Below are 23,161 nucleotides of genomic sequence, written 5' to 3' on the forward strand. Positions count from 1 at the left end.
TAAAACAAGAAAATAGCAACACCTTATTATCAACTCCATGAATAAATCTTTGCTAATAGCTCTTGCATTCTTATCGGCTTCCGCCCTGGCCTTTGCCGGGCCGAAGCCCAAGAAAGCGGAGACGTGGATCGACGCTTCAGTGAAAGCGAAATCCGAATTACGCTCGCAATTGCAAAAGGCGGGAATGCCCGTCATATCCAAATGGATGAAAGCGAAAGATAAAGCCGAACCTTTCGTAGTAGACTTGAAAAACTGTAACCAACTCATACTCATTACCTCCGGTGGTCCCGACGGTACCGGGTATGACCATGCCGTATGGGGAAACGCTCGCTTTATTACAGCCGACGGTTCTTCCGTCTGGTTGGATCAGATACCGTTTGAATACGGTGTAGCCGGTTGGGACAAACCCAGAACCAACATAAATGCCAATGGCAAACCGATCCGGATTGCAGGCAAACCTTACGAACACGGAATGTTCTGCCATGCCAACGGCACACTTATCTATCCGGTCAAAAGCGAATATGTACGTTTCGAAGCAGAAGTAGGAATCGACGATGCCTCAAATACCGGCAGTGTATTTTTTCATGCATTGAACGTACTGCCTACGGCTGCTGCCAAACAGTTATCCGAGAAATATCCGGACCAGATAGGAATGCTGAACAGCCAAATGGGAGAACTGGATACTTGGTTAGTCACTGTTGATGCGTCTATTGAAAAACAGGTAGTAGAAGGTATGGCCAACAAGCTGAAAGACAGTGCTTACTTCAAAGACCTGATCCGGCAGGTAGCAGTAGAAAAAGACATAGACACACAGATACGTAAATACCTCGAATTATTTGAGAAGATACAAAATGTCTACGAGGTACAGAGCGAACTGGAATGGCTCAACATAGAAGCCATCAAACTGGCTTTTGCCGACATGAAAAAACAACAGGGGTACGATGCCGCAAAGTACGAACCTCTATTCAATGAACTGCTGAGCCTTTCTAAAAAAGGGTTTAACGCCATTTATCAAAACAACGCACAGGCGTTGGCAGATGCCCGCAAGGCATTAGAGAACAAACAGGCCATCCTGCTCGGCAATCCTCTGTTGGATGGTGACAAAATTGTAGCTACCCGTTTCAAGTTAGGTACACGTGCCCGCACGGCCATGGCACCGGATTTAGGTACGCAATCCAATAACTGGAGCAATCAGGAGTCTGCCCGCCGTAGCGGCTTCGACGCGGAAATTGTCGAATTATCCAATTTGCGCGGTGACATCCAGATGCACCGGGTCTATAAACCGAAAAACACTTCATCCATTGCCGACCTTAAAATGCACTGGGACGGTGACCGGGTAATGTTTACCGCAACCATGCCGGACAACCGCTGGAACATACATGAGGTAAAACTCGATGGAACCGGTTACAAAACATTAGTCGAAAACAAAGAACCGGACCTGGAATTCTATGACGGTACTTATCTGCCCGACGGTCGTCTGATTGCCATCAGCAACATTGGTTACCAAGGAGTTCCCTGCGTCAGTGGTTCCGACCCGGTAGGTAACATGGTTCTGTACAATCCCCAAAATCAGGATATGCGCCGCATCACATTTGACCAAGATGCCAACTGGAATCCGGTTGTTATGAATAATGGACGTGTAATGTATACACGCTGGGAATATACCGACCTGATGCACTACTACTCCCGTTTCGTGATGCACATGAATCCGGACGGCACAGAACAGAAAGCCCTCTTCGGAAGCGGCTCCGCCTTCCCGAACAGCACATTCGACATCCAGCCTCTTCCCGGTCATGCATCGGCTTTCGTAGGTATCATTTCCGGTCACCACGGCATTGCCCGCTCCGGCCGCCTGATACTGTTCGATCCGACCAAAGCACGTAAAGGTGCGGCAGGTATGTTGCAAGAGATTCCGTATCGTAACCGTCCGATCGTAGAGATCATAAAAGACGAACTGGTAAACGGCGTATGGCCGCAGTTCATCAAACCGACTCCGTTGGACGATAAATACTACTTGGTAGCCGCCAAACTGAATCCACAGGATTTATGGGGCATCTATTTGGTAGATGTGTTCGACAATGTGACTTGCCTGATGAAACAGGAAGGTGAAGGCTTTATCAGCCCGATCATCGTACGTAAAAATGTTACTCCGCCCGCCATTCCGGATCGTGTGAAACTGAATGAAAAGGAAGCAACCGTATTTATCCAGGACATTTACGAAGGAGAAGGCCTGCGTGACGTACCTCGCGGAACCGTGAAAGAACTCCGTCTGCATGCCTACGAATACGCCTATCTGAAAACCGTATCCGACCACAACTGGCACGGGATTCAAAGCGGATGGGATATCAAGCGCCAGTTGGGAACCGTGCCCGTGGAAGAAGACGGTTCGGTGATTTTCAAGATACCGGCCAATACGCCTATATCCATACAACCGGTCGACAAAGACGGTGCCGCCATCCAATGGATGCGTAGCTGGCTGACCGGACAACCAGGTGAGATCGTATCCTGTATCGGATGCCACGAAGACCAGAACCAAATCCCCGTACCCAAACGCGTGATTGCTTCTCAACGTGCCGCTCATTCCATCAAAGCACCCGAAGGTGGCGTTCGCTCGTTCACTTTCGACTTGGAAGTACAACCGATCCTCGACCGTGCCTGTATCGCCTGCCACAACGGTGAAAAAGCATTCGACCTTCGTGCCGGAAAGAAAGATGAACACGGCTACGGCCCTTCTTATCTGAATCTGCACCCGTATGTGCACCGCCAAGGCCCGGAAGCCGACATGGCTGTTTTGCAACCGTACGAATATCATGCAAACACCAGTGAACTGATCCGTATCCTTAAAAAAGGACATGCCAACGTAGAACTGACCGATAAAGAGTGGCGGACGTTGTACAATTGGATTGATTATAATGCTCCGGACAAGGGCTATTTCAATGCCAACAAGATTACCGATTTCCCCTACCAAGGTTACGACCAGATTGAACGCCGTACAGAGCTTACCAACAAATATGCCAATGGCATGGGAGTAGACTGGAAGAAGGAAATTGCAGACTATGCGGCTTATCTGAAGGGCAAGGGAGAGATAACTCCTGTCATGCCGGAAGCTCCTGCACCTGTGAAAGAAAAGAATATAAAGGTGAAAAACTGGCCTTTCGATGCAGATGCAATCAGAGCCATGCTGGCCGATGAAAAAGAGACCCGCAAAGAGGTGACATTGGCTCCGGGCATCCAAATCACATTTGTACGTATTCCCGCAGGAGAATTCCCGATGGGTAGCTGGAACGGCGCCGATGACAACCGTCCTGTGTCTAAAGTAAAAATCGCCAAAGGATTCTGGATGGGTGAAGTGGAAATTACCAATGAACAATACAATGTCATCTTCCCCGATCATGACAGCCGGTATGTAGATCAATTATGGAAAGACCACGTACACTTCGGTTACCCGGCCAATGAGCCGAAACAACCGGTAATCCGTGTCAGCTACAATGATGCAATGGAGTACTGTAAACAGCTGAGCGAGAAGACCGGTCTGAACATCACACTGCCGACAGAGGCACAATGGGAATGGGCTTGCCGCGCCGGAAGCGACTCGGATTTCTGGTATGGTAATTCCAATACCGATTTCGGCAAACTGGAAAATCTGGCGGATGAAAGTTGTAACCAGATGGCCGTAAGCGGCATTGACCCGCAGCCGATGTCGAAAAACTCACATTGGTATAAGTATTACTCTTATCTGCCTAAAGAAGAGAGTGTGAATGATGGAGCCATGAACCAGGTCGATTCCAAGAATTATCAGGCAAACCCCTTCGGTCTGTACAGCATGCATGGAAATATCGCCGAGTGGACACGTTCGGACTACCGTCCTTACCCTTATACCGAAAAGGCGAAAACACCTTCCGAGTTTAAGGTAGTACGGGGCGGTTCGTACATAGAGCGTCCCAAATTCGCGACTTCTTATGTCCGTAAAGCCTACTATCCGCATCAACGGGTGTTCAATGTAGGGTTCCGTGTAATCATAGAAGACTAACCGTTGCAATACCAAACCAAACCTATGTACCCATATGCCAATTGGCATGTGGGTACATTAAAACTCTTATTTATTATTCAATTGACAACCCAATGAAAGTAACCTTTAATAAATTACTCTCTTCTTATGTAACAACGGTCGTTTTGTTACTTATCTATGCTGTTGCCCTGGCTGCCGCTACTTTCATTGAGAAATATTACGGTACGCCGACAGCCAAAACAATGGTCTACTATTCTCCCCTATTCTTCCTGCTTCAATTGCTGTTAGTCATCAACTTTCTGGCAATCGTCATAAAACGTTCCTATCTCAAAAGCAGGAAATGGGGTATGCTGACTGTTCATTTTGCTTTTATCATCATCCTGCTCGGTGCGCTTATTTCCTTTTTATTCAGCGAAGAAGGTATCCTGCATCTTCGTGAAGGAGAAACAAGTAACCAAATCGCCGTCCGGACCTCCGACGACAGGACCGGTATCCATATCCTCCCTTTTTCAGTGGAGCTAAAGAAATTTACACTGACCCGTTACCCCGGTTCATCCAGCCCTTCTTCCTATGAAAGTGAAGTCATTGTACACGTAGACGGCAAATCCCGTCCGGAACGAATCTTCATGAATAACGTGTTGGATGTGAAAGGTTACCGGTTCTTCCAAGCATCCTATGATCCGGATGAACAAGGAACAATCCTTTCCGTCAACCGTGACGTGGCAGGACGCAACATTACTTATACCGGCTATCTTCTGCTGGTCATCGGGCTGCTCCTTTGCTTTACCGGCAAGAATTCCCGTTTCATGCATCTGAGTCGCCGGCTGAAAGAACTTCACAATGCCGGAAATATCATCGCATGTTTACTAATGATGATTCTCGCATTCCCCGTAAACAGCCAAGCAAACGATGGAAGGCGAGAGACAAGAGATGGAAGATGGGAGATTGTACAAAAATATATGGTAAATCCGGGGCATGCCGAAGTGTTCGGTTCCTTACCGATGCAATCGAATAGCGGGCGAGTGATGCCAATCAATACTTTTTCGTCTCAAGTACTGCGGAAACTGCATAAGTCGGAAAAGATCGGCGGTCTCAACTCCGATCAGTTCCTGATCAGTTTGTTGATAATGCCGGATATATGGATGCAAATTCCCTTCATCACCGTTTCCAATCCGGAGTTGACAAGTTATTATAACCTGTCTGCCAAACAATGTGCATACATACAGTTCTTTGACAACGGCCACTACAAACTGCAAGAAAAGTTAGAAGAGGCTTATAATAAAATGCCGAACCAACGCACGCGTTTCGATAAAGACCTGATGAAACTGGATGAGCAGATCAATATCTTTCACCAACTCATCAACCGCCAAATGTTGAACCTCTTTCCATTGGAGAATGACCCCAATCATAAGTGGTATGCTCCGGGAGATGACTTGTCCGCTTTTGCCGGAAAAGATTCCATGTTCGTATCCCGCATCATGGACTGGTATCTGGAAGAAGTGCAGGAATCGCTGAGAAGTAATGATTGGACAAAGGCTGATGAAGTGGCCGGCATGATCAATACCTATCAGCAAGCCAAGAACAAGACACTCGATATCAGTCCTAAAAAGATACAATCAGAATTAAAATACAACCGGATGGATGTGTTCAGGGCTTGCAAAATCGGCTATCTGGTTCTGGGCGGTTTATTGCTAATCTTCACATTCATTGCCCAGTTCCAGTTCCGGGAAAAACGTTGGACAAAAACACTGATCTGGATATTGGGTATTCTGGTTCTGATCGTTTTTCATTATCACATGTATGGCATGGGTATGCGGTGGTACATAGGCGGATACGCTCCTTGGAGTAACTCTTATGAGACTATGGTATATGTGGCTTGGGCTACCGTCCTTGCCGGTTTGTTGTTTGTACGCCGCAATCCCCTGACTCTTGCACTGGCCACTCTATTCGGCGGGATCATTCTTTTTGTATCCGGTCTGAACTGGATGGACCCGGAAATCAGTACGCTGGTTCCTGTCCTTAAATCTCCGTGGTTGATGTTTCATGTGGCCATCATCGTCGCTGCTTACGGTTTCTTCGGTATCAGTTGCCTAATGGGCCTGACGAATATGATAATGATTGTTTTTGCCGGAAAAGAGGATAACAATCCGTTGATCAACCGTATCAAGGGGCTCAGTATCATCAATGAAATGTCACTACTGGTAGGGCTTGCCCTGATGGCCATCGGTACCTTTTTAGGAGCAGTCTGGGCCAATGAATCCTGGGGACGTTATTGGGGATGGGATCCTAAAGAGACTTGGGCATTAATTACAATGGTTATCTATGCCATCGTCACCCACCTCCATCTGATTAAGCGCTGTAACTCCCTCTGGTTATTCAATGTCACATCGGTCATCGCCTTTTCTTCCGTCCTGATGACTTTTTTGGGAGTTAACTATTTCTTGAGCGGTATGCATTCTTACGGCCAAAATGAACATGTAAACAACATACTTATATATCTGTACTTAGCTTTCGGAATCATCATTGTTCTGGCTATGCTGTCTTATAGAAGCTGGAAAAAGAATCCGGAAAGGAGGAGGAAGTATGATAAGTAGTCAAGTAGTTAAGTAGTAAGTAGTGAGTAGAAAATAGTATAGCAAATAATAAAGTAGTAAGTGAAATGACAGTCAAGTAAGTAATAAATAATGAGTAGTTAGGGAGTAGACAGTAAGCAGTAAAAAGTAGATAGAAGACAATCAAATCGTAGAATAGAATTCCCAGACACGGAATCTATCCTACTTGACTACTTAACTACTTGACTACTTGACTACTTAACTACTAAATCACTTAACTACTAAATCCAATCACTTAGAAAAAATAACCATTTAAAACAAATCAATTATGAGAACATTCAACCATGTAGGTATCGTCACAACCGAACAAAAAGAAAATGCTTTCTTTAACGAAGGTCTCAGCGTATGGCTGACAGACTACAGTAAAAGTCCGAACAGAATCGAGTTTTTAAAATTCGAAGAAGGCAGTTGTATGCCCGAACTCGTACAGAAACAAGGACATATTGCTTATACAGTTCCTTCACTTGAAGAAGAATTGAAAGGGAAAAAGGTGATCTTCGGTCCGGCTGTTTGCGATGAACATCTCACGATTGCTTTCATTGAAGAAGAAGGCATTGCGATCGAAATAATGGAAATCAAATAAGAACTAATCAAAAAAAGGAGGACAATACCATGTCAGACATCAAAACAAAATTCATCAACGATCCGGAACAAATAACTCCCGAATTGTTGGAAGGCTACACATTAGCCTATGCCGATCAGGTAAAACTCGCAGGTGAAAACATCGTAGTACGCACCCACCCGAAAGATGAAAGCAAAGTAGCTATCGTCACATTAGGCGGCTCCGGCCACGAACCGGCGTTAAGCGGTTTTGTAGGCGAAGGTATGCTGGACTGCTCGGTAGTTGGAGATATCTTCGCAGCTCCCGGCGCACAACGTCTGTTTCAGGCCTTGCAGTTAATGAAACGTGAAGCCGGTATCCTGTTAGTCGTACTGAATCATTCCGGTGATATCATGAGTGCCAACATGGCATGCCAGTTAGCAGAACGGGCGGGTATCAAAGTGAAACAAATCGTCACCCATGACGATATCAGCGCAGGAATCGATGCAAATACCGATGATCGCCGTGGTTTGGCCGGTTGTGTCCCTTTATATAAAATAGTAGGAGCCGCAGCCGAAGAAGGTAAATCTTTGGACGAACTTATCGAAATCGGCGAACGCTACAACAATCAAGTAGCTACCCTTGCCGTAGCAATGCATTCCTGCACACATCCGCAAAATGGGGCAACCATTACCGACCTGCCCGAAGGTATTATGGAAATCGGTATGGGGCAGCATGGCGAAGGCGGTGGCGGCCAAAAACCGCTTGTATCCGCCGATGATACGGCAGCCGAAATGGTAGACCTGCTCTGTCAGCAGCTCAAACCCAAAGCAGGAGACAAGATGATGCTCATCATCAATGGTGTAGGCGCTACAACTCACATGGAACTGAATATTATCTTCCGTAAAGCCTATAAAGAGTTGGAAGCCCGCGGACTGCAAGTCGTAGTCAGCCGCATACAGGAAATACTAACTGTACAGGAGCAAGCCGGTTTCCAGATGATCATGGCTATCCTCGATGAAGATCATATCGATTATTTGAAGAACAAACGTTCCGATGCACCTTACTGGACTACCATCGGAAAATAAAACAACAAAGGAAATGACACAACTGACCATTGATAATTTTAAAACAATGCTTGCCACTGCTTTATCCAACATTAAAGCACGCGAGGATGAATTTTCCAAACTCGATGCCGTCATTGGTGACGGTGATCATGGACAAGCCATCGTAACAGCTATGAGTGCAATCGTTGCCACGGCCGAAAAAGGGAAAGAGTTCAAAACGATGCTGAACGACATGGGATTCGATGTCATGATGCAAGTAAGCGGCTCGACCAGCACGTTATTAGGGGCTTTCTTCTTAGGGATGAGCGACCATGCAAGTGGTACCGAGTTAGATACCAATGCCGTAAAAGTGATGTTTGCCGGAGGCCTTGCCAATGTGCAGAAGCAAACCAAAGCCCAGAAAGGTGACAAAACAATGATGGATGCTCTGATACCCGCTGTCGAAGCTATTCAGAATTGTCCTTCCGAAGATATCAAGGACGTCTTGAACGCAGGAGCCGAAGCAGCATTGGCCGGTGCCCAGTCCACCATCGATCTGAAAGCAAATTTCGGACGTGCCCGTAATTATGGAGAACGTTCCATCGGTTACATGGATAGCGGTGCCGCTTCCTGGAGTTGTATGTTCGCTTCCTTTGCAGAAGCAGCTAAAGAAAAGTAATTTATTTAGTAGTTAAGTAGTCAAGTAGTTAAGTAGTCAAATAGTAAGTAGTAGATAGTCAAGTATAAAAAAGCAAGTAATAAAATTGCATGTAGCAAGCAACAGTAGTAGATAATTAAATCATTAAGTATAAACTTCAGATGCAAATCTATTCTACTTAACTACTTACTACTTGACTACTTACTACTTAACTACTTACTACTAAATTATCATTCAATAATAACAAAATAAAATGGCAGATTTAGACGATTTAAGAGAAGGCTCAAACTTCGGTTTGAATATCGCCGCTCAACAACAACATTTTCATGTGAAAGGTGCAGAAAATGCATCATGGGGTATGAAAGACCGTTTATCACGCATCTTCAACCCGAAAACAGGTAAATCCGTTATGTTGGCTTGCGACCACGGATTCATCATGGGCCCTACTTCCGGTCTGGAACGTATCGACCTGACAATTGTTCCGTTAATGGAATATGCAGACTGTCTGATGTGTACCCGAGGTATCTTGCAATCCGTTATCCCGGCTAACACAAAGACACCTATCTGTCTGCGTTCTGATGCGGGCACCTCTATTCTGACTGATTTGAACGACAATGTATTAATCGATATCGAAGATGCTGTCCGCATGAATGTATCGGCTATGGCTGTCATGCTGGCCATCGGTGATGAGGCCCACGAAGCAAAAACAGTAGCTAACCTGTACAAAGCAGTCGACAAAGCAAGCCGTTACAATATTCCCGTAATGGGAGTAACGGCAGTAGGGAAGCAGATGGCGCGTGATGCCCGTTATTTCGGACTGGCTTCACGTATCTGTGCCGAAAACGGTGCTAATATCGTAAAGACCTACTATTGCGACGGTTTTGAAAAAGTAGCAGCCGCTTGTCCGGTTCCGGTCGTTATTGCAGGTGGTAAGAAACTTCCGGAGAAAGAAGCTCTCGAACTTTGCTATCACGCTATTAACGATGGCGCTGCCGGTGTAGACATGGGACGCAACGTATTCCAAAGCGAATCTCCTGCTGCCATGATTCAAGCAGTACATGCCGTGGTACACGACGGACTTACTCCGGAACAAGGTTTTGAAATGTTCCAGGATTTATCTAAATAACGAAAAATTCAGAATTGGGAACCAAGTCAGACAGGTTCCCAATTTTCTATTAACACACATGCATGATGAAGAAAATATCTATATTTTTATATTTCATCTTTTTTCTTATTTCCAACACTTCCGGACAGAATAAAACGGAAAAACTACTGTTAGGTGGTTCCGGTTGGAATAAGATTGTCATCATAGACAAAGAATCGAAGCAAATAGAGTGGGAACATCCCCTACAAGAAGGATGGGAGTGCAATTCAGTAGCCGCTACACCGGACGGCAACATCTTGTTCTCCTACGGCAAGGGTGCCAAAACGATCAACCGCAACCATCAGGAAATATGGAATATCACCGTACCGGACGGATGTGAGATGCAAACAGCCCGTGTACTATCCGACGGCAATTATCTGTTGGCATGGACAGGACATCCGGCTGTGATCATGGAAGTAAGCCCGAAAGGTAAAATTCTATCGCGTACAGAATACGAAACAGGGATCGACCATCCCCACTCCCAGTTCCGCCAATTGAATAAAAATCCACGTGGAAACTATCTTATCCCGCTTATATCCACTTCCGAAGTGCGGGAAATATCTCCGGACGGTAAACTGATCAGCACTTTAAAAACAGAAGGTACTCCTTTCACAACCTTGGAATCAGTTAACGGAAATTACTGGATAGCCTGCGGTGACGGACACGCATTGGTAGAAGTCAATCCGGATAGCCGTCAAGTCATCCGCCGGTATAGCGAGAACGATATTAAAGGAGTCCGTCTCTTCTTCACTGCCGGCTTATGCAAAGGCTCCGATGGAAGCCTTTACATCTGCAATTGGCAAGGGCACAGTCATGATGCCAACGAAGCAAACAGTCCGCAGCTTTTCGAAATAAACCATAAAGGAGAAATTGTATGGAGTTTGAATGATAACCGGACATTCGGGATGATATCCACTGTCAGTATCATAAACTGATTTCCTAAAGAAAGCATATGTGCCAATACGGTATATTTCCGGTGGCACATTTGCTTTATTGGGAATCTTATTTCATAGAAGATTCTCTATTAATGCTGCATTGATCGAAGATCCTTCCGGCAAGAAACAACGTATAGGAGTCAGTAATATAATTCGTGGATGAGAATTCAAAGCCTTATAACTATCTATCAGATGTTGATAATCCGCCATGAACTCATCTTTATATTTCCAATTTTGCGGCTTCGTATCATTAGTTCCCAATTTTATCAATACAATATCCGGTTGAAAATTTTGTGATTCAATGTACTCTTTCGTTTTTAACATAAGGATAATCTCCTTGAGTAAGAAGGGTTCTGCCCGATACCCCATAATTTCTGACCTCATAACCATCACCTAAATAAGCTTGCAGTTGTGCCGGATAAGAGTTTTGATCGCGATTGGCAATAAATGCTCCATAAGTTATACTGTTTCCTATACAAGCCACTTTTACAGCCGTCTTCTGGGAAAACAGATTCGTACTCAGAAACAAGAACATCCATAAATTCAAAATGAATTTTAATCTCATTGTTATCAGTAATTTATAATTCGGTTTAACGTTTATTCCTTTTATCAGATTCTGTTCATGATACATCAAAAACAATCTTTGGCATCCTCATTTAATATTTTTGTAAAAGTACAAAAATTATATTCCGATAGACATAAACCGATCAATGTTTTTTCACAAACAGCAAAGATCACCTTGATCGTCACAAAAATAAGAAACTATTGATAAAACCAATATCAACATTCTCTCAAATACGATCAATAAAGTATCCATAATTTAAAAAGACAAACTTCAAATGCACAAAGACAATAAACAAATATTTTTTATTACAACGATCTATAAAAAAGGGGAAGAAGTGCATAGAGAAATCATACGATAATATCCGTAAATCACACCCATTTCAGATACATAATATCAAGAGCTGAAAGATATAACAGGGTTCTGAAACACCAAAAATAAACGACAAACAGCAAGCCCTATAAAAAGCTATATATCAAGCAATTATATAACACTATTTTTTCTCTACGGGAAACGGGTCGAAACTCTACGAGGAACAACCCGATTCTCTACGAGTTTCGGGCCGTTTCCCGTAGAGAAAACAAACGGTCGTCCATAAGTTTAAACAAAATAGAGAGACTAATGATTAGAAAAGAACATCCAAGCGTAAAATAAAGATAAAGTGAAAAAAGAAAGTGCCTATTACCTCCCGGCAACAAGCACTCACAAAACTTTTAATACAAATCTACAATTACCTTTCTCTTGGTAAATGTTCCGTCGGATAACTGTACAGGATCCTCCACATTCCATTTCATCGACACCGATTTACTCAAATAATCAAGTATCTGAAACAACGATTCATTCCTGAATGTGGCCCGGAATGTGTAATTCTTGCCCGATTTATTATTGAAATGAATATCGACATTAAAATGCCGGGACAATCTTTTCAGCATCTCATCCAAAGAAGTATTTCTAAAAATCAGTTTACCATCCTTCCAGGCCGTTTTTTCAGAGACGTCTACCTTAGATTTCATAAACTGCAACGCTTTTTTATCAAAAAGCAGGCGTTCACCCGGATTCAAGGTCTCGGAAGTCCCGTAAACCGGCATAAACACGCTTACATGGCCGGACTCCAAGACCGTCTCAACATAGTCTTCACTTTCATAAGCACTAACATTAAAACGGGTGCCATAAACGTATACACGTATCCCCGAAGGAGTATTCACATAAAAGGGATGTTCCTTGTCGGTTTGTACATCAAAATAAGCCTCACCTTGCAAATCGACTTCACGTCCCTCTCCCCGGAACACGGTAGGATAACGAAGCGTACTTCCGGAATTCAGCCAAACGACCGAATTATCCGGCAATTCATAGCGGACAACAGAACCGACAGAAGCTGTAATATCTACATATTGCACTTTTTCCTCCGGCTCATTGAAATATAAATATCCCAATATGACAGATGATAAGAACAGTGGCAAAGTCAAGAAAGCGGCATATTTAATCAGTCGAGTTCCGATTTGCCTATTCCGTTTCTTCCTGATCCCTTTTCGAGTTCTCTGATAAGCAGCTTTCACATCGATTGCTTCCATTGCCTTTATATCATCTCCCAAAGCCAATGCATTCTGAAGATCATGAAAAAGTTTCCGGTGCTCTTCCGACTCATTCAGCCAAACCTCTACTTTCTCTTTCTCAGCCTCCGTACACAAGCCTTTACAGTAACGAAAGAATAATTCCGAATCTTGATATTCCATCTATTTCTAAATTATTTAGAAGCCTCTCCCCAACCCTCTCCGTGGAAGAGGGGGTACAGATACTATTGTCTATTAATTAGTTACAAAACTAACTTAGCTCCCTCTCCCACGGAGAGGGCTGGGGAGAGGCCTCTTTTTTATTAGTTTCTCGCTTTTTTAACCCCATTCACAAAGTGCTAAATTACCATATTATTGGCAGATACAACTGCAAGTATAAAATAAATTTGTTAATAAACAGCCAAATTGGAGATAAAATTAAGAGATTCATAACTCTACAGGAGAAATTCAACTCATGGATATTACAATCGAAACCCGGCCGGTAGGACAGCTTCCCTACTTTTTTTTGATTTCTGAAAAAAACAAATCCAATCCATGCTTTTAGAAAATAGTATTTATTATTTTTGTAACGCCATCAAGCCGATAAGAACTTTAATTGTATATAATGAGAATATCCCTACACGAAAGTAACGACGAAAAAGAATTCCGGAAGCTGTATGAAGAATATTATGCTCCCTTTTGCATCTACGCAAAAAGGTTCATAAACGATATGGCTATTTGTGAAGATATCGTTTCTGATGTATTTGCCTCTCTTTGGGATAAACGAAACTCTATTGAATTAAAGAAAGATACCGCAACCGCATATTTGAAAATATGTGTACGCAATAGTTGTCTCAACTATTTAAAACACTTGGAATACGAATGGAATTATAATGAACTCTGCCAAAAGCAACCACCTGTCTATGCCACAGAATCAGATAGCGTATATACCTTAAACGAACTTTATGATATGCTGTTCAAAGCATTAGAGCGACTCCCTCAAAACTACCGCATTGTTTTTACTAAAAATTTCTTTGAAGGAAAGACTCATGCGGAAATAGCGGAAGAATTAAACCTAAGCGTAAAATCAATCAACCGATACAAACAAAAAACAATGGATATGCTCAGAAAAGAGTTCAAAGAATACCTGCCCGTATTGCTATACCTCATCGTCGTACAAAAAGAAATGCAGTCTATTATATAAAAATGGCTACAAACCATATTTTCAACAGTTTGTAGCCATTACAATCAACTTAAACCAACTCTTTATTTCTTTATAATTTTAGCTGATTTCAAGATCATATCATTTTTCATGACTTTCAGCAGATAGATACCGGAAGTTACATCCAAATCAATATGAACCGTCTCGTTATTCACACAATCTTTCTGTAATCTTTTTACCAACATACCTTTTGAATCGTAAACAGTCATAGTATAAGTACCTGCATCTATCAGACCTACGGCAACATTATCCGTAAATACCGTCGGGGTAATCGTTACATAATCTTTATTGATATCTTCAATACCGACTCCACCTTTTTCAACCTTTACAGTTACTTCTTTCACATCCGTACCATAGGCATTTGTAACTGTCAATGTTGCCGGATAATTTCCTTCTTCTTCATAAGTGACTACCGGAGCTTCGATATTTGACAAATCGACATTAGCAGCTCCCTTGAAGTCCCAAGTCAACGTAGCTTCCACTTTAGTATTACCGGAAAGCCAGGTAGAACCCGGAACAATCGAAGGAGTCAGATTATCATTATCGTTCATAGTCGTCCCTTTAAAGACACCACCCGGAAACTCTTCACCGGCCTTACCCAAATTGGGGAATTTCTTGTCATTATCAGCACACTTGTCTTCAAATATCCAATATCCCTGTAATCCTGCCGGTACTTTGTCCGGAGTATAGCCGTACATAGCCACTGCCATCTCTTCGTCAGTCAATGCCTTATTCCAGAACTGAACCTCATCGATCGATCCCTGGAATCCTTCCGTACCCAAAGAATACAAATCATAAGAAGTTTTAAATGAAACGCTCTGCTCAGCAACACGCTTACCATTTACATACAGACGAACTTCTCTATTATCTCTATCCAATACCATAGCGATATGATACCAAGTTCCGATCTTCACTTCTACTCCGGAGAACATGTCCTTAAAGTCTGAGCCACGATCACGTCCCATTAAACAGAATTGTACTTGACCGGTCGTCTTTTCTTTCTCCAGATAAATCCAGGTAGATCCCCAACTCGGGTTTGTACCCAAATCACGCAAAGACATCACCTGTCCGGCCAGATTAGTCGGTTTCACCCAAGCAGCCATAGTAATAGTAGAAGGAGTCCCCAAAACCGCCGGATCGGCAGCAAAGAAATGAGTACCGTCAGTCAAGTCGATAGCATTGGAAGTATAACCTTCACCCTTAATACCGTTAAATGTAAATGTTACATTCTGAGGTCCTTCAGAGATATCGATATCTTCATCAAAAGTAAAGTCAGCTTTCGGATAGCGTCCGGTCGCTTCAGGAGTAACAACCACCAGCCCGTCATATGTTTTCTGATATACGGCATCCGGGTCTTCCGGTGACGGATTATCAAAACTTACACTCAGATTATACAAACCTACAGATGGGCAGGAAGCAGTAATAGCCTGTCCGTCTTCTTCCTTGACAGTAGTTCCGTCTTCTGCTGTTAAAATCCAATGAGCAGTCGGTATTGTAGGGTCTTCCAACGAGATAGTAAACTCTTCATCCGGAACGATTTTACGACCGTCAAATACAATACCCGTCTTGTATTCATACTTATGTTCGAATACCTGATCAAGCCAAGCGATTTCCGAACGGGTAACACCGTCGGGGGCCACTGCACGAACTCCCATTTCAAATGTCTTGCTGGTAGCAGTCAACTGTACCACCGTTACGGCTGCCCATGAAGTCGTACGGTTCACCATTTTAGGTTCACCTCCGTCCTCACGTACCATTACTTCATAATACCAAGTATCAACATCATCATTATACACGGTAGTCCATGGGTCTTCGCTGTCTTTAGCTTTCCAGATCAGTTTGATTGTTTCATAATTATAAGCAGAATGATTCATTTGCATCTCATAACCGTCTGTTATAATAGTCGGTTTTACAGGATTGAATGTCTTGGCAGGATCAACAATTGAAAGTTCTCCTACATTCACGGCATATTTCTCATCCGTATTCTCTATGGTTACTCCCAAGCAAGCAATTACATCTCCATTATTGATTCCCCAGTCACTCAGTTTCCAGGTAGCAGTAGACCATTCGCCCGCTTTTGCCACAGGAACAACTACTGATTTAAACTGATCTTCCGATCCTTGCAGGCTATATGTCAACTTCATTTTGGCATCCGTCCCTTCTTTAACTTTATAAACCAAAGTCGCTTTTTCAGAACCTTTCACCGCAAACTGAGTCTTAAACAAGCGAACATTCGATTTAGCAGTCTTGCCACTAAATTTCAAGCTGTTAGCTCCCATATAAGCCTCATCATAAGAAAGATCACATTTTATCGCATCAGCAGGTACGTTTCCGTTATCGTCTATTACCCACCATCTCCAAGTCGGCATAAAGTCCTGCATACCCAGATTATACCATTGGAAATCACTGAATTTCTCCCCTTTTTCATAGTTACAAAGCCCGTTACCCAAGCTAAAATAAGTGACAAAAGGCAATTCATTCAAAGTACTCTGCGCAACAACCTTTGTAGCTACACCATTAAATTTCTGCATATTGGCATAAGAAAGGTCTCCTCTCGACGTGATATATTCAGGGGTATTTTTCGGATTACGGTTACCACCGCTGAAGAACATTTCCAGTTTCTCCGTATACACCTGCGACTGAATCTCAGGAGCCGATCCCTTATCCGTACTGTTATAGAAAATATTATTTTGGCTATGTTCACCCCAAGTACCGATAGAAATTTCGTTCTCCATGATAGATTCCCAGCTATCGCCTAATCCACGAGTTCCGATGTGCTGCCCCGTATACACATCAAAAGGACTATGTCCCAATGACTTGGCTGTTCTCACCGCATTAGTAATCTGGCCGGATCCATGATTATAATTCAAAAAGAAATGATCGGCAACCTGTTTCGTCCTATCATCACGGTAAGCAAACCAGTTTTGATTGCTTGAATACAAAGTATTCATAGAAAAAGAAACACCACCGGAGTTCAGCATGGAATCATACCAACATAAGTTCCACTGATCTCCCCATCCTAATTTTTCAGCAGCCTCACGACAAGCAACCAGGAAGTCCTGCAATTTATTTGCCGTATCCTGAGTCATACTCACCTCCGGATTGATGCTCCAACCACTAATTCCATAATAACGGAACATCTTCACCAGTCTTTCCGCATTCACAAACTTTCCGCCTTCTTCTTTAAACAACATGGCAAAAAACTTAGAAGGAGCATTTTGTGACGGCTTGGTGTAATCAATCGTACTTCCGGAATCAAAGAACACAAGCACGGAATTCCGGACACCGTTTTTATGGCAAACATCTCCAAATGTACCGGAAGAACGCAACATCGGTTGATTCCATCCACCATGTACATCCAGATAAGACCACATACTGAATATATCGTTTCGCATAGTATAAGACGGCAAATTCAATGTCCAATCACCATTAGAGATAGGCATCCACCAAAGTACCTTCTTTCCTTTAGCATCCTCGGCAGGATACACCTGTGTTTTTTCATTTACAAAACGCTCACGCGGGCGAACGCGGGAAATAAAGAAGTTTTCTTCCGGATTCTGTCCGGGTTCCCAAGATTCAAAATTCTGACTGTCATACCATTCCCCACTGTTGAAAAGAGGTACATACATGTCCATCCGCACTTCCGTCTGTGCGCAAACAGAAGATGCCAGTAAAAGTGCAGCACTGCACAATAAACTAAACCTGTTTTTCATAATTAATTTAATTAAATTGATAAACTAAAATATTTCTATCCGTATATTATTCAAAATTTCCTTTGTCTACATCCCACCATAAACGGGTACCCCCATTGTCCGGCCCTTTCAGCAAGCCGAGTGCCTTATTCACTTCCTCCGTATTACCTCGATATTCGCTTTGTGTAAAAGGCAAGCGGCGTATCTGAAGTTCCGTATCGATAGCCCCGTTACTATAATTCAAGTCCGAAGGGATAGGTATCAATTTAGGATAACCTGTACGGCGATATTCCGTCCATGCCACAGAAGACAAAGTAGGAAAGAAAGAAATCCATTTTTGAGTGATGATGCGTTGCAATTTCTTTTCCGGAGAATCTTCATCATGCCACCTTACCGAAATGCGATTGATACCGACCTGCTTACCATTCTCCTCGATATAATAATTATATTCCTGATTACGATAATTGATATAAGGAGCAGAACCGAAACCACCTTCAAACAGTTCCCAATCAAAATCACCGCCTTCTTCAGTATTGATAAACCCGTTGATATAGCTTTCGTAAGTACCGGCCCATCCGGATTCATCTCCCAATACACTGGCCCAAGCACTGTGAATTCCTTCGTTATACAGGCTTTCCGGAGTTCCGTCTCCCATATTCCAGTTCCTCAACATACCTTCCGCACGGAGAAAATAAGCCTCAGCCACACGCAATACCGGCCGGGGCCCCTGTTCCGGAATACCGACACGGCTCGTTTTAGAGTATCCTTGATATTCGGTACGGGTCATCGGCACTCCCTGCCGTACTCCCAGATATTTGGTAGCTTTCTCCACAACAGGAGACAACTCGTCATCCGTACTATAAATATCCGCATTATTAGTAGCAAACCATCTTTCCAAGCGAGGGTCTGAGTATCCTTGTAAGATAGAGATTATATTAGCATTGGCACGGGTATCATTCCATAAGTCTTCAATACGGAAAAGCATCAAACCGGATTTCAATACCACATCCGAATCCGAATTTGTCAACACTCCGTCTCTTACAGCATCTTCGGCTTCTTTCTGAGAGTCCGGATAAACCTTCACCAACTGCATGGCAATACGCAAACGCAATGTATTGGCAAATTTGATCCATTTATCGATATCTCCGTCACAAACCTTATCCGCCCGTTTAAAATCATCCAAGAGGTCCTGAGAAGGACTACTGTCACGAAAATCTTTCAACCATTCAACAGCCTCTTTCAGGTCTTGAAACAGACGCTTGTAAATTGTTTCTTCAGAATCATAATAATACGTATCCGAACCTTCCAACACACAAGAATACTGTGCAGGACCATAAGAAGTAACTACCGGTAAAATAGCAGCTACATTGGCAATCTGCATCATGGCTGCCAGTTCAAAGCGTTCCAGTGCTTTACACTGCGGTATATATTGGCTGGTATACTTAAACACATATAAATAGAAGTCATCATATGTCTGAGCACAATGGTCCGGTCTGAGTTGATAATTATAATTATTCGATCCACCGAAATCATTCACCCCCATCATAAAACCGGCAAAGATATCCGTAGTAAGATTCGCCCAAAGTTGATAGCGATGTTCCTGGGGAGGAATAATATTGTCCAACGGACTTTGAATCTTATCCACCATATCGGTTACCGAATCATCGACACCTTTCGGGTCCGTATTAATTTCTTCAAACTTATCAGTACACCCCGTAGACACAAGGCACAAACCAATAAAAGCCGTAGCCAAATGAGATTTATATTTAAATAAACAATTCTTCATATCGTTTTTATCTTATGTATTAAAAATTCAGCTTCAAGTTTAGTCCCCAGCTACGTGTAGCAGGCAGACTGAATACGTCGATACCCTGCCATCCATTTCCCGTAGAACCGGAAATATCAGGATCACAAGGAGACTTTTTATACAAGAAGAATAGATTACGACCGACAACAGAAGCAGTCAGGTTCTTATTCATTCCAAATAAATTCTCGAATGTATATCCGACAGAAAGTTCCCTCAAGCGGAAATTAGTGGCAGAATACATATACTCCATAGCATTAAAACCGGCATTTTGTGCACGCCCTCCTACTCTCGAATAATATTTCTCCGCATCGATCATGGAACCGTCCTTATTGGGTACTCCGCCGTTCAAACGAGCATCTCCTGTCGCCTTAGATACTCCGTATCCATCCATAATCGCTTCGGTCATAGAAAGCACTTTACCTCCGATTTTACCGTCAACCAAAGCATAGATATTCAGATTCTTCCAATTGATCGTATTAGACCATCCCAAATGGAATTTCGAGTTAAAGTTTCCGGCATAGGTATCGGCATCACTTGTCAACAGAGGCGCTCCGGTGTTATCCAATTTTATATTTCCGTTGTCGTCATATTGGAAATCATACGTATATATATCACCATAAGAGCCACCCTTTTTCAACTTCATAATGAAAGCGGAAGCCTCGGCAAGATTATACTCTTCCAACCCCGGACAAAGTTCTTTTATCTCGTTCTTGTTATAGGAGAAATTGATTCCCGGCGTCCACGACCAATCATGGTTGAAATCAAGACGATAACTTAAAGAAGCCTCGATACCTAAGTTCTCCACATTACCGGCATTAATATTTCTTTTGCTATATCCCGATGCTACCGGTGCCGACACCTGGAAATACTGGTTCTTCGTATTGGCCTTATAGAAAGTAAACTCCGTGCGTAAACGGTTGTGCAGCATTGCCAAGTCAAAACCGGCCTCGATAGAGAACGTTTTTTCAGGTTTCCAATCCGTGAACGGCATAACCGTCGGCAATGTGATGGTCAATTTAGACAAAGTGGCTACCGGACGGGAGTAATATGCCGGAATATCGTTACCTACTACCGAATAAGAAGCACGCAACTTCACCATATCGAACAGATCGTCATTCATATGGAACATCTCGTCCAACAAGAAAGTAGCACCTACCGAAGGATAAAAGAAACTCATACTTTCTGTAAACGCCAACGCGGAAGACCAGTCGTTACGAGCGGTAAGATCGAGATATACCATATCCTTATATCCGAGTTGCAATGTACCGAATACGGAGTTCAATCGTTTCTTGGTATAATTCTCCTGATAGTAGATATCATAATAGTTATCCCGATGGAAGATATTAGGGAAATATACGTTACCTTGAGGCATCTTATACGTAATACCGTTCGCATCCGTCACATCCACTTCATAATATTGGTCTCCTTCCGCATTCAGATAAGTACCGTGCGTCACCTCTTTAGTAAAGCTGGCACCTGCCGTTGCCGCCACTGTAAAATCATTCCATGTCTTATTAAAGCTCACCAAAGCATCTCCAAACAAATGCTCGTAGAAATTCATCGTCTCACTGTACGCTCCCATAGAAAGACGGTAAGTACTGGCATACTTTTCTCTTCTGAAGTTTGTATTATCACGTTCATAACTCAAACGTCCCTGAATACTTAGGCAATCCAATATCTGATATTTCAATGTACCGGAAGTTGTAAAACGATGACGAATTGACTTTCCGATTCCACGGTTCAGCATCCAATAGGGGTTTTGATTATGCTCTTCCAAAGAAGTATAATCCTCTACAATCCAATTTTGAGTAGGCACGGTAGGACGTTCGGCATTAAACAATTCATAGTTATCTCTATAATAGCCGTAATCCACGTTTCTGGGAATTACATACAACCCTACCAACGGATTATCCAACATACCGCCACCCGGTTTGTTTTTCGTTTCCGAATAGGTATACGTACCCGAGAAGTCCATAGTCAACTTTTCATTGAAGGCTTTAAAAGTCTGCCGTCCGCTAAGGTTATGGCGCACAAATGTATTGGTAGGCATCACTCCGCGGGAAGAGGTGTTTCCATAAGAGAAGTAACTTTGTGAATTCTGAGAACCGCCACTTACAGCCACACTGTTATTAAAATTATATCCCACCTGATAGAAATCTTTTATCTGATCGAATCCGTCTATATCCATCTGATCTCCCCAACTGTAAAAAGTAGAAGGTTTACCGGTTTTAGAATTCATCGGTACCCCGAACGTATTTTGCAACTCTGGCAGATTAAAAACAGTTTCCGCCGTCATATTGCTGGACACATCGATTCTGATCTTTCCTTCGCGTCCTTTCTTGGTAGTAATCATAATTACACCATTGGCAGCCACCGCACCATATAAAGCAGCAGCCGAAGCGCCTTTCAAGATACTGATACTTTCAATGTCATCCGGATTCATTGTAGACAGGGCGTCTCCCTGGTCAGTACCACCGCCATACACGACGCTTCCCCCATCATTGGTATTATTAGCCATCGGCACACCATCGATAACAATCAACGGATTATTACCACCCTGGATCGATTTATTACCGCGCAATAATATTTTGGAGGAACCACCGGCACCATTGGCATTCGGGGTAATAACCAAACCGGCAGACTTACCTTGCAAAGAATTTATCAAGTTCGCATCTTTTACACGGGTCAGTTCTTTTCCCCCAACAGTCTCAGCTGTATAAGACAGCGTTTTAGACAGGCGCTGAATACCCATTGCCGTAACGACTACTTCGCCAAGCATTTCCGTATCCTCTTTCAAGATTATAACCAGCGGCTTATTTCCGACAACAGTAGCAGTCTGAGATGCATAACCTACATAAGAGAACTCTAACACATCACCTTTTTTCACTTTTATGGTGAAATTTCCGTCAATATCCGTAATCGCTCCGGAAGTCGTTCCGCGAACTACAACATTCACACCGATCAAGGCCTCTCCCATAGCGTCCCGAACCTGTCCTTTCATGTCAAAAGAAGGGTCTTGCTGGGCTGCTTCCACTTTTTTGGGAGATAGTATGATCTGTTTATCTACGATTGTATAGGATACCGGAGTTCCCTCAAAAATTTCATTGAGGATCTGGGATATGTTGCCTTGTGGATTCTCAACAGAAACCACCCGATTCTTATCTATCGTCTTATCATTGTATAAAAACACAAAATCAGAAGTTTCTTCTATCCTATTCAAGACCTGTTCGACAGAGACCTGCGACATGGAAATAGGAACCTTTGTTTTCTGAGCGTATCCATTTCCGGCTCTAAGCTGTATCACAGCTACAAAAAGTAATACTAAAGCAATCCTCATAATTAAAGGGAGTTTAAGGTTGAGTACACACTTTGAACAATGTGTA

The 23,161-nt window shown here is 43.0% G+C and carries 14 protein-coding genes; 8 read left to right on the top strand and 6 right to left on the bottom strand.

Going from position 1 to position 23,161, the window contains the following annotated elements:
* The first annotated feature begins 37 nt into the window (after window positions 1-37).
* From HMPREF1532_RS07480 to HMPREF1532_RS07510, 7 genes are all read left to right on the top strand, one after another.
* Window positions 38-4,030, top strand: a complete 3,993-nt coding sequence (locus HMPREF1532_RS07480; RefSeq protein WP_005927125.1) for an SUMF1/EgtB/PvdO family nonheme iron enzyme — start codon at window positions 38-40, stop codon at window positions 4,028-4,030.
* Between the two features lie 92 nt (window positions 4,031-4,122).
* Complete coding sequence (locus HMPREF1532_RS07485; RefSeq protein ID WP_005927128.1) at window positions 4,123-6,603, top strand: cytochrome c biogenesis protein CcsA; 2,481 nt, start codon at window positions 4,123-4,125, stop codon at window positions 6,601-6,603.
* A 286-nt stretch (window positions 6,604-6,889) separates the two neighbouring features.
* Window positions 6,890-7,204, top strand: a complete 315-nt coding sequence (locus HMPREF1532_RS07490; protein WP_005927131.1) for a hypothetical protein — start codon at window positions 6,890-6,892, stop codon at window positions 7,202-7,204.
* Window positions 7,205-7,233: 29 nt separating this feature from the next.
* Window positions 7,234-8,250 (top strand): dihydroxyacetone kinase subunit DhaK, encoded by a 1,017-nt coding sequence (locus tag HMPREF1532_RS07495; protein WP_005927134.1) that lies wholly within the window; start codon window positions 7,234-7,236, stop codon window positions 8,248-8,250.
* Between the two features lie 13 nt (window positions 8,251-8,263).
* Entirely contained in the window at window positions 8,264-8,887 is a 624-nt protein-coding gene (locus HMPREF1532_RS07500) for a DAK2 domain-containing protein (protein WP_005927136.1), read from the top strand.
* 232 nt (window positions 8,888-9,119) lie between these two features.
* Window positions 9,120-9,992, top strand: a complete 873-nt coding sequence (gene lsrF / locus HMPREF1532_RS07505) for a 3-hydroxy-5-phosphonooxypentane-2,4-dione thiolase (protein ID WP_005927140.1) — start codon at window positions 9,120-9,122, stop codon at window positions 9,990-9,992.
* A 65-nt stretch (window positions 9,993-10,057) separates the two neighbouring features.
* Window positions 10,058-10,945: a beta-propeller domain-containing protein gene (locus HMPREF1532_RS07510; protein WP_005927143.1), complete on the top strand. Its 888-nt coding sequence runs from the start codon at window positions 10,058-10,060 to the stop codon at window positions 10,943-10,945.
* Window positions 10,946-11,017: 72 nt separating this feature from the next.
* Here HMPREF1532_RS07510 and HMPREF1532_RS21760 read toward each other — a convergent pair whose 3' ends face one another.
* The 3 genes from HMPREF1532_RS21760 to HMPREF1532_RS07525 all read right to left on the bottom strand — a co-directional run bounded on the left by HMPREF1532_RS21760 (window position 11,018) and on the right by HMPREF1532_RS07525 (window position 13,240).
* A complete protein-coding gene (locus HMPREF1532_RS21760) occupies window positions 11,018-11,269 on the bottom strand; it encodes an SGNH/GDSL hydrolase family protein (RefSeq protein WP_005927146.1) in 252 nt (83 codons plus the stop codon).
* Window positions 11,244-11,510 (bottom strand): SGNH/GDSL hydrolase family protein, encoded by a 267-nt coding sequence (locus tag HMPREF1532_RS21765; RefSeq protein ID WP_005927148.1) that lies wholly within the window; start codon window positions 11,508-11,510, stop codon window positions 11,244-11,246. The genes HMPREF1532_RS21760 and HMPREF1532_RS21765 overlap by 26 nt, the downstream gene beginning before the upstream one ends.
* Window positions 11,511-12,220: 710 nt before the next feature.
* The gene (locus tag HMPREF1532_RS07525) at window positions 12,221-13,240 is read right to left on the bottom strand and encodes a FecR family protein (RefSeq protein WP_005927151.1); all 1,020 of its coding nucleotides are present in this window, start codon (window positions 13,238-13,240) and stop codon (window positions 12,221-12,223) included.
* A 442-nt stretch (window positions 13,241-13,682) separates the two neighbouring features.
* On the opposite strand from HMPREF1532_RS07525, the gene HMPREF1532_RS07530 reads away from it, so the two are divergent.
* Window positions 13,683-14,261, top strand: a complete 579-nt coding sequence (locus HMPREF1532_RS07530) for an RNA polymerase sigma-70 factor (RefSeq protein WP_007479122.1) — start codon at window positions 13,683-13,685, stop codon at window positions 14,259-14,261.
* A gap of 62 nt (window positions 14,262-14,323) precedes the next feature.
* Here HMPREF1532_RS07530 and HMPREF1532_RS07535 read toward each other — a convergent pair whose 3' ends face one another.
* From HMPREF1532_RS07535 to HMPREF1532_RS07545, 3 genes are read right to left on the bottom strand one after another with little or no spacing between them, the layout of a single operon-like run.
* Window positions 14,324-17,992: an endo-beta-N-acetylglucosaminidase gene (locus HMPREF1532_RS07535; RefSeq protein WP_005927157.1), complete on the bottom strand. Its 3,669-nt coding sequence runs from the start codon at window positions 17,990-17,992 to the stop codon at window positions 14,324-14,326.
* A 46-nt stretch (window positions 17,993-18,038) separates the two neighbouring features.
* On the bottom strand, window positions 18,039-19,757 hold the full coding sequence (locus HMPREF1532_RS07540; RefSeq protein ID WP_005927160.1) for a SusD/RagB family nutrient-binding outer membrane lipoprotein: 1,719 nt from the start codon (window positions 19,755-19,757) through the stop codon (window positions 18,039-18,041).
* A 19-nt stretch (window positions 19,758-19,776) separates the two neighbouring features.
* Window positions 19,777-23,115: a SusC/RagA family TonB-linked outer membrane protein gene (locus HMPREF1532_RS07545; RefSeq protein ID WP_005927164.1), complete on the bottom strand. Its 3,339-nt coding sequence runs from the start codon at window positions 23,113-23,115 to the stop codon at window positions 19,777-19,779.
* Between the last annotated feature and the right edge of the window lie 46 nt (window positions 23,116-23,161).

The sequence above is a fragment of the Bacteroides salyersiae WAL 10018 = DSM 18765 = JCM 12988 genome (genome assembly GCF_000381365.1).
GTDB classification, from domain to species: domain Bacteria; phylum Bacteroidota; class Bacteroidia; order Bacteroidales; family Bacteroidaceae; genus Bacteroides; species Bacteroides salyersiae.